Annotated in this window: 13 protein-coding genes; all 13 read right to left on the reverse strand. The window is 34.5% G+C overall.

Going from position 1 to position 12,448, the window contains the following annotated elements; translation table 11 throughout:
• Nucleotides 1-71: 71 nt before the first annotated feature.
• The 13 genes from IEV57_RS02685 to IEV57_RS02745 all read right to left on the reverse strand — a co-directional run bounded on the left by IEV57_RS02685 (nucleotide 72) and on the right by IEV57_RS02745 (nucleotide 12,412).
• Nucleotides 72-1,454 (reverse strand): dynamin family protein, encoded by a 1,383-nt coding sequence (locus IEV57_RS02685; RefSeq protein WP_188439408.1) that lies wholly within the window; start codon nucleotides 1,452-1,454, stop codon nucleotides 72-74.
• Nucleotides 1,455-1,485: 31 nt separating this feature from the next.
• The gene (locus IEV57_RS02690; RefSeq protein WP_188439409.1) at nucleotides 1,486-1,710 is read right to left on the reverse strand and encodes a DUF6140 family protein; all 225 of its coding nucleotides are present in this window, start codon (nucleotides 1,708-1,710) and stop codon (nucleotides 1,486-1,488) included.
• Nucleotides 1,711-2,003: 293 nt separating this feature from the next.
• A complete protein-coding gene (locus IEV57_RS02695) occupies nucleotides 2,004-3,191 on the reverse strand; it encodes a sensor histidine kinase (protein ID WP_188439411.1) in 1,188 nt (395 codons plus the stop codon).
• A gap of 39 nt (nucleotides 3,192-3,230) precedes the next feature.
• Entirely contained in the window at nucleotides 3,231-5,021 is a 1,791-nt protein-coding gene (locus tag IEV57_RS02700; protein ID WP_188439414.1) for a ligand-binding sensor domain-containing protein, read from the reverse strand.
• Entirely contained in the window at nucleotides 5,014-5,745 is a 732-nt protein-coding gene (locus IEV57_RS02705) for a LytR/AlgR family response regulator transcription factor (protein WP_188439416.1), read from the reverse strand. The genes IEV57_RS02700 and IEV57_RS02705 overlap by 8 nt, the downstream gene beginning before the upstream one ends.
• 262 nt (nucleotides 5,746-6,007) lie before the next feature.
• Nucleotides 6,008-6,754: a TerC family protein gene (locus tag IEV57_RS02710; protein ID WP_188439418.1), complete on the reverse strand. Its 747-nt coding sequence runs from the start codon at nucleotides 6,752-6,754 to the stop codon at nucleotides 6,008-6,010.
• Between the two features lie 76 nt (nucleotides 6,755-6,830).
• On the reverse strand, nucleotides 6,831-7,112 hold the full coding sequence (locus IEV57_RS02715) for a hypothetical protein (protein WP_188439420.1): 282 nt from the start codon (nucleotides 7,110-7,112) through the stop codon (nucleotides 6,831-6,833).
• On the reverse strand, nucleotides 7,109-7,627 hold the full coding sequence (locus IEV57_RS02720; protein WP_188439423.1) for a hypothetical protein: 519 nt from the start codon (nucleotides 7,625-7,627) through the stop codon (nucleotides 7,109-7,111). The genes IEV57_RS02715 and IEV57_RS02720 overlap by 4 nt, the downstream gene beginning before the upstream one ends.
• A 120-nt stretch (nucleotides 7,628-7,747) precedes the next feature.
• Nucleotides 7,748-8,110 carry a hypothetical protein gene (locus IEV57_RS02725; RefSeq protein WP_188439425.1) on the reverse strand — a complete coding sequence of 121 codons (363 nt, stop codon included), beginning with the start codon at nucleotides 8,108-8,110 and terminating at the stop codon, nucleotides 7,748-7,750.
• A 213-nt stretch (nucleotides 8,111-8,323) separates the two neighbouring features.
• Nucleotides 8,324-10,006: a sodium-dependent transporter gene (locus tag IEV57_RS02730; protein WP_229744211.1), complete on the reverse strand. Its 1,683-nt coding sequence runs from the start codon at nucleotides 10,004-10,006 to the stop codon at nucleotides 8,324-8,326.
• 85 nt (nucleotides 10,007-10,091) lie between these two features.
• Complete coding sequence (locus IEV57_RS02735; RefSeq protein ID WP_188439427.1) at nucleotides 10,092-10,457, reverse strand: hypothetical protein; 366 nt, start codon at nucleotides 10,455-10,457, stop codon at nucleotides 10,092-10,094.
• A gap of 123 nt (nucleotides 10,458-10,580) precedes the next feature.
• Nucleotides 10,581-11,633 carry a CNNM domain-containing protein gene (locus IEV57_RS02740; protein WP_188439429.1) on the reverse strand — a complete coding sequence of 351 codons (1,053 nt, stop codon included), beginning with the start codon at nucleotides 11,631-11,633 and terminating at the stop codon, nucleotides 10,581-10,583.
• 137 nt (nucleotides 11,634-11,770) lie between these two features.
• Entirely contained in the window at nucleotides 11,771-12,412 is a 642-nt protein-coding gene (locus IEV57_RS02745) for an inorganic diphosphatase (RefSeq protein ID WP_188439431.1), read from the reverse strand.
• Between the last annotated feature and the right edge of the window lie 36 nt (nucleotides 12,413-12,448).

Consider the following 12,448-nt stretch of genomic DNA (forward strand, 5'->3'; position numbering starts at 1 on the left):
TTGGTGAACAGCTTGTAATATTCGTCGTTGCTAATCTTTTTCATGACGCAAGATTACAACCCAAACAGTAATCAGAAAATATGGGGTTTATCGGACGGATACAAATCACTTCTTTGTTGATGCTTCATGAAATACTGTAGATAAGACTTAAGACCATAAATCCCACTGTAAATAAGGTTGTCTAACTCTTCAGATTTACCCAATTGGTCTTTTATTTGACTTTGAAAATTTTCAGAAACAGGTAGGTAATCAAACACTGGGATTCCAATAAACCCTTCTGATAAACAGGGCATAAAATCTTCATTAAATTTTCGTAATTTATTTTTCTCTGGTCGACTTAACGTTTCGCCTTTTGCCGATTTTATAGCTAATCTTCCATATTCGGCTGAAACAGGAAAAATTTTGGGATTTTTTATACTGAAATTTTCTTTTAGATACTCTTCAGTTTTCTTTAATTTATATACTAGAGGTTCCTTATCAGGATCAAGATCATCAATTCTATTTAAAATGAATATTATTCTATCATTACTATTTTTATGTTTCTTTAAAAATTCACTAATTTCTCTGAGAGTACCCAATTCGTCATTTGTTCTTAGCTGAGTAGCATTAAGAATATACATCAAAATTGGTTTATTCTTTTCATCTTTTAAATATGTGTATGTTGCTTCTCTATGATTTTCATTTTGAGAATTGTTAGGACCAGGAGTATCAATAAAAAACACATCCATACCAAAAGTCTCAAATTCAAAAACAGGCCCTTCAAGAAGTATTTCAAGTTTCGATTCAGGGTCATTAGCCTTTTCATTATGTTTTGATATCCAATTCTCGTCGATATTATCTTCAACTATATCAGAATCACCATTTATCACTTGACCTTTGAAAAAATCTAAATTGTTATTGATTTTTAATTTGCATATAGTCGCTGTTGTTGCTTCATTTTTTGTCGGAAGAATACTTTGTCCAATTAGTGCATTGAGTAAAGTCGATTTTCCAGCGCTCATTGTGGCTGCTGCAACTATATTTACCTCTTGTTGATGTTTTTGGATTATATTGTCTTTAATTTTCTCGAATTCTTTACTTACCAATTCATCGTTACAATTAAACAAAAAACTTTCAAAGCTTCTCATCAAATCATAAATTTTATCTATATCAAAAACCTCAAAAGAGTAATTTATATCGATTTTTTCATTTTCGTCAAGATGCTGTAATCCTTCTATTTGTCTAATAATTTCTTGCTTTTCAAATTCATCACATTTAATAAATACCTTAAATGAACGTTCATTTATTGAATCAGCATATTTGTTGAAAGCTTCTTCAGTCCAATTAAAAATTCTTTCTTCTTTTCCTATTTTTAAATTGATGAAATCATTGAAACTTGTATTAGAATAGTCGAAAGTAGACTCAATTTTAAACTTGTAAGTTACTGGACTGTAGTCTATTTTTAAAGTATGCATAAATAATATTTTTTTTAGTTTTTAATTAACCCTACCCAACCTTCACCACATCCAAATGTGCTGAATTTACTGCATTGGCTTTGCGGATATCCACATCGTACATGCGCTTGAAAGCATCGACAACGCGCTCACCTCTTTCGTGATTGAGAGGGTAGTGGGCTGCGTGATCCATAACCACATCTACTGACATGCCTTTTATAAGACGGACTCCGTTGCGGAACATAGGTTGCTTAACAGTGATTTTGAATAAAGCCATTTGGGTGAAGTTTTATCTAATTCAAATATATTTTTTTGAACAATACCAATCCGAAAGAATATATATCTGTCTGGATCTGATGTATATCTGTAGGTTTTTCGATTAAAAGTGTTGAAAAATACCTGTCTTCTCTAAAAGTTGGGCGAAAGGGAGGAGGAAGTAATCAATTAGAAAAAAATGAATAAGGTAGTTAAGGGTTAATAGTTAATGATTAAAAAAGTGACTTAGAAGTGAAATTTATAATTCTCCACCGCTTAACGGTTTTAACAATTAACGCACTTAGCGCTTAGCTTTTATGAATTTATCGCGTTACTCGGGATCTGGACTTGAACTTCGGTTCCTGACTCACTAGAAACAACCTCTATAAACTGTTTTTCTGCTCCAAAAATCAAAGCAATTCGCTTGTTGACCAATTCCATACCTTTTGATTCACGAAGTTGGTTGGTTTTTACCTTTTTGATGCCCACTCCATTGTCCTTTACGGTGCAGCGTAGCATTTGCTCGTCTTCTTTGCTAAATATAATCCGCAGGACAGGGTTCGGATGGTTGTGTGGAAAAGCATGAACAAACACATTCTCTATAATAGGTTGCAACAGCATAGGAGAGACGTAAACATTCTTGACTTCCAAACCCTCCTCAACTTTTATAGACCAATCCACACGGCCTCCCATGCGCTCGTTTTCAATCTCTATGTAGGTTTCGAGGTAGCTGATTTCTTCTGACAGGGAAATGTAAGCTTGTGAACTATTGGAAAGTGTTTTTCGGATCAATTTTGAGAATTTGCCCATAAACTCCATAGCCAAATCCACATCATTATTCAAAATGTAATATTGTATGGAATTGATGGCATTGAAGATAAAATGTGGATTCATCTGACTTCTCAAAGCCTCTAATTTCGTCTCGGAGAGTTGCATTTGAATGTCAAGCCTTATAGCTTCTTCCCACTTTAGTTTTCTAATTCTTGCTTTGTATATCAAAAATGCAAGACCTATTATGAGCATGATAAAAAGTGAAATTACCCATGGATTTTGATAATAAGGTCTGAGAATTTGTAAATCAAATAGCGTAAATATGGAAGTTTGACCTGTGTATTGATCATAAACTTCTACTTCAATCTGATAGGTTCCTGCTGGTAAATAAGAAAGAAAAAGTTGAGGTTCAGGACTGAAAGGACTCCATTCATCATCATACCTCAAGCGATAGCGGTACATGAGTTTCTCCGGATATTTGCTTCCTACTGCTTTGAATTTCAATAGAATCGTATTTTTGTCATGCGGGAGTCTAAGTTGATCGTATTTATAGGTAAACCATAAATAATCTTCTTCAGGGACAGGCTCTTGATTGATTTCAATGTATGACACTGCCAATTGAAATTGATTTGTTTCGGGCTCCAAAATCGAAGGTAGGTGAAGTGTATAATAGCCACGAGTTGTCCCTATGTAAAGCAAATCATCAATCACTTTCGCTGTTTTGAAAAGCATATGAATCAAGCCTTGTTCATCATCGAGCACACTTACATTTCATTTATGGTAAATATTCAGCCCTTGTTCGGTACCGATCAGCAAGTGATCCTGATAAGATTCAAGAAATAGAACCGTCTTTCCGAGAATTTTATTCCTGTCGATAGTTTCTAGAATTTTTAGCCCATTTCGATCCTCAGCCACATAAATCGAATCAAATTCCGTTGCCAAGACCAACTTCCCTTCTTTGGTAATGTGCATTTGCTTGATTTTGGATATCTCAAGTTTTCCGGAATTTTTGTACGAGTAGAAACCTTTTTTATCATAATGAAACAATCCTTCAAATACTGAAGAAAAATAGGTTTTTCCTCCATATTCTAAAACCTGGGTTACATTGGTAGGAGTGTTGGGCTGATTTTGATAAGGAAAATAGGTATAAGTCATTTGACTCAAATCCTCATAAATACGGACGCCACCATAAGGGTTTGTTTCTATAAATTTCCCTTCTGGGGTAAATCCAATTTTGAATGTATGAACAGGGACGTAAATAAGAATTCGACCAGTAAGATCAATTTGAAAAACCCCAATATTGCTACTGACCCAATAGCTATTTTGATTAAACTTCAATTCGTAAAAAAGAACATCTTCCGCAATTGTCTGATAGTCCAATTCATAAAAATCATCTTCGTATTTGGGAAGCTTGCTTTTATTAAGTTTTACATATTCATCTACTACTTTTTTAAGCTCGGATTTACTCAGACTTTTGATTGGCTTACCTTCAAAACTTGTGATAGAAAGTCCACCTTCATGGAGAATCGCCTTTTGATTTTTTTCAAAAGAAAAGCCTAACACTTCTTTATTTTCAAATTCATAATAAAGAATGTTTTGATCAAGATTCACTTCGTAAACTCCTTGTTCCAATGAACCAAGATAAAGAATCTGTTTTTCAGTATTATATGCTAAAGAAAGGATGTCAGTTGCATCTACATCAAAAGTTTTAGATATAGATTTTAATATTCCATCTTGAAGATTAAAAACCCCACCATTATTGGCATAAATCCCCCAAGCAGCTAGATAAAATTGATTTGTCCCAGCATTTAAATAATCCCAAACGATGGACTGACCGAAAGATCGAAGTGGTTTCTTACCCGCAATTAGATCTTTGATTTCAAATTCATCAATATGACCTTTATTACTCAAGTAAATTTGAGCCCCATTCAATCCTATGGCATAAATCAATTGATGTTCACTGACTTTCTCGATTTGCGGTTCGCTCAGTTCGGGATCTAAACGATAAATCCCCATTCCATAGGTCGTATAGTAGAGCATTCCTTCATGCAAAAAGAAACCTGAAATATAACTTTGAGGACTATTTAAGAGACTATTCTCTAAAGGTTTGATCTTGTCTGTTTTGATATCGATGATAGAAAGACCGTTTTCTGTCCCGACAAAAATCTTTTCCTTGTATGGGAAAAAGTGTCTAATTCTAGCGTCAATTAGACCAGAATCTAATGGAAAAGAAGTAAATCTTTCTCCATCAAATTTGGAAACTCCACCACCATAACTTCCAAACCACATTTGACCTTTACTATCTTCAGCTATTGCCCAGCAGCTTCCAAAAGCCAAACCATCATCGGTAAAGAAGTTTAGAAATCTACCATTTTCCTTTACGGAAATCCCATTTTCTGTACCAACCCAAAGCAAACCCCTTGAATCTACATATAGCGCTCTGACTGCATTATTTGGCAAGCCATTCAAAGTGGTGTATTGAAATGTCGGGTATTGCTGCGCTGTGCTCAAAAAGGGGAGGAGCAGGCAAAGAAAAAAGAAGAACTGAATGATTCTATTCAAAATATTTAAAGATATTAGTCCTCATTCGGATAGAAACAGATATTTTTTCCTCGTTTTTTAAATGGAGGAAGTTATTCTTCTTATCATATTTATCTATAAATTTCCCATTGACCAAAAAACTTTGATGGACTCTTATAAACCGTTCATCGGCCAACTGCTCTTCAATACTTTTTAGGTTTTTAGATATTAAAATTGTTTTAGCGTTTTCGAGATATATATAAGAATAGTTTTTCTCTCCTTTTATATATAAAATTTCATCCTTATGTAGAAAATGCTCAAATTCTAGCGTAGTAAATTTGATAAGATTGTTATCTTTTTTTTGAGGAATAACCTGATCAAGTCTTGATGACAAAGCAGCTTCTTCCTGCCTTGTCTCGAATTTGATCAAGGCTGATTTTAATTCTAGTATTTCTATAGGCTTCAACAAATAGTAAAATGCATCATGTTTGATGGCGCGAATGGCGTGATCGTCATGGGCAGTAGTGAAAATCACTTCGAAATCAAAAGAGCCCAATTCATCTAAAAGATCGAACCCATTTTTTTGAGGCATATTGACATCTAAGAATAGTAAATCAGGCTCTTCATTGCGAATTTTCTCTACAGCTTCATCCACAGAATGACAAGTAGCGATGATATCATACTTCCCAGGAAAAACATGATGAATCATCTTACTGAGCAAATCTTGCGCGTGTGTTTCATCATCTACTAAAACAACTTTGTACATAACAACTCCAAATTAAATAATCAATAAAAGAATAGTCTTTTGGGAGTTTTAAAAGCTAAAAAATAAAACTCGCCGGAAACTATGAGCAATTTATAGATTTATAAGTTAAAAAGAATTAATTCAGGTGTTTTTTAGGCCCATATCAATTGCTCCAAAATCTACCCTAAGAATAAAAATAGGTCAACTACTGATCTTGAGTTGTTGACCTATTTCTTTTAAAAAAATCTTATATAAGATTTATAAATGGGGATTTTAACAAAACTTATTTCTGCGTAATCCTTGGATTTAGCTCCACTTTCGTTCCTTCAGATTTTTTTCTCATACGCATGTTGATCAACTCTACACTAAGAGAAAAGAAAACAGCAAAATAGATGTAACCTTTTGGAACTTCTACATGGAACCCTTCGACTAACAGCATAAATCCTATCAAAATTAAGAAGGACAAGGCCAATACTTGAAGGGTGGGGTTCTTGTTGATGAATTTGCTGATGCGCCCAGCAAATACCATCATTACAATCATGGCAATGATTACTGCAATGATCATCACAAGCACCTCATCCACCAATCCCACAGCTGTTAATATACTGTCAAAGGAAAATATCACATCGAGCAGGATAATTTGAAAGATCACTTGTGAAAGTCCCTTGGCAGAATTGGCTTTGACTTCTTCGGCTTTTCCTTCCATCTTATGATGGATCTCCACAGTAGATTTGAATAACAAGAACAAACCTCCAAAGGCTAAAATCAAGTCTTTACCACTTAAATTAAAGTCAAATAGCGAAATTAAAGGATCGTTGAATTTGATGATATAAGATATTCCCAAAAGTAAACCAATCCTAAAAATCATTGCGAAAGCTAGCCCTAGAACCCTAGCTTTTTCTTGTTGATGTTCTGGTAGTTTATTCGAGATAATTGAAATAAAGATGATATTGTCCACACCAAGGACTATTTCTAGAAACGTCAGTGTAGCAAGAGCAATCCAAGTTTCAGTTAATAAGAAGATTTCCATTTATGATATATGTATGATTTTCAGAATGATAATCAAAACTTAGGAAATTCATTTCAAACTCCCTAAGTTCTTTGAATTAAATTATGCTTAATACGGCCCGCTTGGGAAGGAGCAAATCACCTTTTAAGCAGATGCTTTCATCTGTCAAAGCCCAAATGGTCGTTTCGATTTGATATGCCTGATTACTTAAATCCAAGAAGGTTAATTTAACTTTTCCATGTTCTAAATTGCCAAGTAAAAGAGCCTTTTCGAGTTCCCTATCGCGGGTTTTGATTTCCAAATCACTATGAAGAACTTCTTCTTTCGGGAATCTAATTTTTATTATATCCTCTTTCTGAATTAAAGTGGGTTGGTTCATATAGCGATCCGATTATTTTTCTGCTGATTTTTTACTAAAGATTGCAAGGTTGCTTCCCATTTCTTGATTATAATTGGTTCTCCAACCAAGTCTGAGAAAATTTCCCCATCATAGAATTCTAAATCACCTATTATTTTCCCATCATAATTGATCAGTTGTAAGCTTAAAGCATCAATGATTTTTCTGCTGTTACCTTTTGTTCCGATCACTCTGGAAACCTCATGAATTTTCACATGATTTACTTTATATAAATCAATTAAAATCGGATTGATTTCATTTAAGTTAGAGATATAGATCAGTTTATTTTTTTGTGTATCAATGCCAATAAAATAGCGATTTCTCCACTCTTCTTGCTCACTTAGACTGAGATCGTGATTTTTGAGGAACTCAGTTAATTTATTCGACTTTTGAGCCTTTTCTTTTTTTACTTTTTGGCTATTGAGATAGAAGGGGATAGCGAAAGCAACCATGCCAGCTACTGCCATGATTAATGTAATTATATCAATTTCAAACATTTTGATAAGAGTTTTTGGCAGGAAATATGACCGGCCTTGTTTATGATTTTATAAAATCTAGTCAAAGGACTAGTAGATTGGATCAAGCTATAAAGCTCAATCCTTGTAAAAAAAATAGGCTTACCAAAAGTAATGTGTAGGAAACTTTAATGCTTTAATATCAAAATTCAAATCAACTTTTTGGCTGATTTTAAAAATAGATTTAACCTGATTCTCAAAATGATTGATCGACGATTTATAGAAATTTCCTAAACATTCTCCACCACCAAGAGTGCCTTTGGAAGTAACAATCACCAAATGATCGGAGCTAGAAGCAAAAAGCAAATCACCCGAGTATTCACCTAAGTATGAGTTTGAATAAAGTTCAGCGGACTCCTCTGAATGCACCTGCTCAACAACTGAAAAATACGGCATCACCGTCCCTTGAATCATCAAGGAAATCAGAAGGGTAATTCCAATAAATTGCTTAAAATAGGTGTTCATTTTTAGATGCACTTAGCTTAGATTCTACACTCAAATTAGATACCAATTATTGATATCTTTTGGATGGTTTTGATTTATTTATACTTGCTAAGATAAATATTCAAATATTGAAGGCGCATTTATTTCTCAGGAGTTCTGAGCACCTTAATTAGGAAATATAAAGTAGCTGAGATCACCAATCCTTGAGTGATGATCAGCATAAGCAAGGCTGTGTTATTCATAATTTTTCCTTCCTTCTTTTAAGCGTTTTTGATGAGACAAAAAGACCAAGTAACAGATAAATACGAAGAGACTTATCAAGAGTACCCTAGCCATATTGATAAAGAATATTTTCTTTTTAATAAATGCTATATCCAATTGATTAGTAGAGTTCTGTAACTGCTCTTTTAAACCAAAATTGGTTATGTTTTTGATCAAGGAACTGTTATCCAAAACCCATGTTCCACCATTCAAAACATTTGAAATGCTATCCATCCATTCATTTTGATAGGGTGTGATTAATGAACTCAAAAATACCATCAACAGTAACAAAGGTGTGATGTATTTGATGATAAATTTATAGACCTGTGGAATCTTGATATCGGAGCCTTCATTGATTTCATTCCAGCCTTTGTTGATCCCAAAAACCCAAGAAAACAAAACTGCTTCCAATAAAGCAAATACTACCAAACTGACGGTTCCAGCCCAATAATCATATTCATCAAAAACGCCATATTGGTAAAGTAAAACGGTAGGTAAACCCATAATGAGTGCCAAGGCGCCAAATGACCAAGCACCTTTCTTTTTTCCCCAACCAAATTCATCTTTCATAAAACCCATCCAAGGTGTCCCCATAGCGAGCGAGGAAGTAATTCCTGCAAAGAATAAAAGTCCAAACCATAATACTCCTGAAAAAGCCGCAGCAACCTCACCCCATTGCTGAAAGAGAAAAGGCATGGTCTGAAAAGCCATCCCAAAGCCCGCATTCTCCAAAACCCAATCCAATCCCAAATAGCCAGCAGCTATAGGAATAACAATGCTGCTTCCAAGCACCACTTCAACAAACTCGTTCATAAAACCAGCAGAGACCGCGTTCAAAGCAATATCTTCATTGGCCTTGATATAGGCAGCATAACATTGAATAGTCCCCATACCCACCGATAAGGTAAAGAATATCTGTCCAGCTGCAGCAAGCCATACTTTTGGATTTGAAAGAGAATCAAATTGTGGAGTCCAGAGGAAATTCAAGCCATCCCAAGCATTTGCATCAGGAAAAAGCTCTGATTTCCCAGATTCTCCCAGCGTCAAACCTCTCACAGCTAAAATAACACCGAATAAAATGAGCAAGGGCATTCCAATTTTAGCTACTTTTTCGATGCCTCCTAATCCCTTGGAAAGAATAAATATATTTAATGTCAAGACTAAAATATAGAAAAATACCGCTTCAAATGGAATGCCTGTACTTGTAGTAAAGACATCCACATAGGAAGTAAAGAATATGGCTACATCTGATTGGGACATCCCCTCAAATGTTCCAAATACAGCATGTAGCACATAAACTAAACTCCAAGATTCTATATAAGTATAATATGCCACCACAGCGATGTTGGTGAAGATTCCAAAAACACCCACATATTTCCAAATCTTAGCTTTCCCCATGCCATCCATGATGTAGGGTGTACTGTGGTTATTGAATTTCCCTCCATATCTTCCTGATGACCATTCGATCAAAAGAAGTGGAATTCCCATCAACAAGAAGCAAATCAGATAAGGGATAATAAAAGCTCCGCCGCCGTTTTGAACAGCTTGAACAGGAAACCTCAGGAAGTTACCCAAGCCAACAGCATTTCCCGCCATCGCTAAGATTAGTCCCAACCTAGAGCCCCAAGCCTCTTTTGGCATTAACTTATTTTCCATAAAGGATAAATTTGAATTGAATCAGATAAAATGATGAAGATTAAAATCGATAGAAACTCACTTTTAAAATTGAGTTCTCAAAAATTCAATAAAAGAATAGATAGGGATGTAAAAAATCCAAGATTTTCGGAACTACCAAAGAGGATGGTTCAATGATATTAAAAGAAATGGTATTTAAAATTTGCTCAGGGCGAACAGGACTTGACAGACCAAAATCTTGACTGTTTATTTTGTTCTTTGAAAGGAATGAAATAGAATTTATTGAAGGTAAAAGCGCTTCTAAATTACCTAAATGAACATCGATTTCAGTGTTTGTCGTAACGAATGTTCCTTCATCAGAAAGCTCTAATTTGCAAGTATCCTCTTCTTTACTAGAAAAAGTATCTAAAGCCAAGACCTGAACTCCCAAGAGTACTAAGAGGAGTAAAAAAGCAAATTCAGATTTTTTCACAAGGAGCCTATAAATAACCGCATCAAATGTAAATGAAATTTTTACTTAATTATTAAAGTTGAAAAAATATTTATTTCAGGAAATTATTTCATTTTAAAAATGCCTTATACCAAATAGAAACGGCTATTTCGCATTTTTAAGCATTTCATATTTCTTCTGCTTATCCTTCCATCTTTTCATAGCATACTGTTGCATATCTTCAACCCGATCTTTTTCATCTACAATTTCAAATCCAAGCAATGATTCGATAATATCTTCAAGTGTAGTAATCCCATCCATTCCGCCATATTCATCTGTGATCAAGGAAATATGTTCTTTCTTCTGAAGCAGTTCATCCCATGCGTCAAATAAGGTCATGTCTTCGGGAAAAGTAATTATATCTCTTCGGATATCTTTTAGCTTTAAATCAAACTGATCTTCAGCTAATTTTTCAAAAACCAATTCTCGAAAAATATAACCTGTAATATTATCTCTATGATCTTGATAGATAGGTATTCTTGAAAAGTGCAAAAATTCCTTATTCTTCAAAAATTCCTGCATTGACATATCTTCGTTTGCTGTAACGACCACAATTCGAGGCGTCATTACTTCTTTGATTTTTATGCTTTTAAGCTTGATGAGGTTTTGAATTATTTTATTTTCCTTATCACCGAAGATCCCTTCTTGCAAACCAATACTCGCTAAAGCTGAAATCTCTTCTCTACTCGTAGTAAATTCTGCTTTTTCTCTTGAAAGGAGTTTTGTCAAGATAGAAGAAAGCCAAACCAAAGGATAAGTTATAAAAATCATTCCTTTGATAATTTTAGAGGAAATGCCAACTAATTCTCTGCTATAATTTGCTCCCAAGGTTTTGGGTATAATTTCAGTAATTACTAAAATCAGTATTGTCAAAACAGCTGAAACCAAACCAAAATATCCTTCTCCAAAAACAATAATTGCTTGTGCACCGACACCAGCAGCACCAACGGTATGTGCGACCGTATTCAATGTTAAAATTGCTGACAAAGGCTTATCGATATCTTCTTTGAGTTCGATCATCGAATTAGCTGACTTATCTCCATTTTGAGCATTTGATTTCAGATAAGAAATCGGAACGGACAATAAGACAGCTTCCATGATTGAGCATAAAAAAGAAGTAACAAGTGCAATGGCTAAATAGGTGAGTAAAAGTATCATGTGTTTTTCAGTGATAATGAATGCAATAATTTTTTTATTGTCTCAAAACTAGACAAAAGCAATCAATTATTAGCAAATCTATAGTAAAGTCTAATAAAACAAAAACTCGTGGATTTTTGAATCACCAAAATATATCATTAATCAGATTTTGAATTTTTATATGTTCTTATGGATGTTTGAAGGTATTCAATGGCTACTTTTTCATCTTTAACAGATAGAATTTCCACCTTACCATTTCCTTTATAATTTGCCAGCCAAATCTGTAAAATTTCCAAGATTCCTGGATAAGTGGCCTTCAATTCTTCCAAGGTGTTGACTCTCTGCAAAGGACCATGAATAGGTACGGCAATCAGCTTCCCATCTGCCTCACCACTGTCCATCATATCTATCAAACCTATGATTTTGCACTGAATTACTTGACCTCGAGCTATATTTTCTCCAAGAACAAATACATCAACAGGATCACCATCTCCTCCCAATTCTTCTGAAAGCAATGTCTGTGGAACAAAGCCATAATTCGCAGGGTAGGAGAGATAGTCGATGATGCGCATAGAATCACTAGATATCATTTCCCATTCCAACTGACCTGACAATTTATTGACTTCCCATTTTTGGCTGGTACCTGCCGGAATTTCGATGACAACATTCACCAGAGAATCGGAAGATCTCGGAGCAATACCATGAAGCAGATTAGTACTGACATTGTCATTTTCATGTTTTTCTGAGACTTGGCAAGAAAGAAGACAAGAAAGAGAAAAGGCAAAAAAGAAGTTTTTCATCTAAGCTGAAATTTGAAGTTTATTTAGCAAAGGTAA

The organism is Belliella aquatica (assembly GCF_014637795.1).
Taxonomy (GTDB): Bacteria; Bacteroidota; Bacteroidia; order Cytophagales; family Cyclobacteriaceae; genus Belliella; species Belliella aquatica.

Coding starts and splice junctions, on each gene's coding strand:
- IEV57_RS02705 (WP_188439416.1), bottom strand. CDS start 5,745: ATGTACAAAGTTGTTTTAGTAGATGATGAAACACACGCGCAAGATTTG.
- IEV57_RS02695 (WP_188439411.1), bottom strand. CDS start 3,191: ATGCTTTTCAAAACAGCGAAAGTGATTGATGATTTGCTTTACATAGGG.
- IEV57_RS02745 (WP_188439431.1), bottom strand. CDS start 12,412: ATGAAAAACTTCTTTTTTGCCTTTTCTCTTTCTTGTCTTCTTTCTTGC.
- IEV57_RS02715 (WP_188439420.1), bottom strand. CDS start 7,112: ATGAACCAACCCACTTTAATTCAGAAAGAGGATATAATAAAAATTAGA.
- IEV57_RS02720 (WP_188439423.1), bottom strand. CDS start 7,627: ATGTTTGAAATTGATATAATTACATTAATCATGGCAGTAGCTGGCATG.
- IEV57_RS02730 (WP_229744211.1), bottom strand. CDS start 10,006: ATGGAAAATAAGTTAATGCCAAAAGAGGCTTGGGGCTCTAGGTTGGGA.
- IEV57_RS02740 (WP_188439429.1), bottom strand. CDS start 11,633: ATGATACTTTTACTCACCTATTTAGCCATTGCACTTGTTACTTCTTTT.
- IEV57_RS02710 (WP_188439418.1), bottom strand. CDS start 6,754: ATGGAAATCTTCTTATTAACTGAAACTTGGATTGCTCTTGCTACACTG.
- IEV57_RS02685 (WP_188439408.1), bottom strand. CDS start 1,454: ATGCATACTTTAAAAATAGACTACAGTCCAGTAACTTACAAGTTTAAA.
- IEV57_RS02725 (WP_188439425.1), bottom strand. CDS start 8,110: ATGAACACCTATTTTAAGCAATTTATTGGAATTACCCTTCTGATTTCC.
- IEV57_RS02690 (WP_188439409.1), bottom strand. CDS start 1,710: ATGGCTTTATTCAAAATCACTGTTAAGCAACCTATGTTCCGCAACGGA.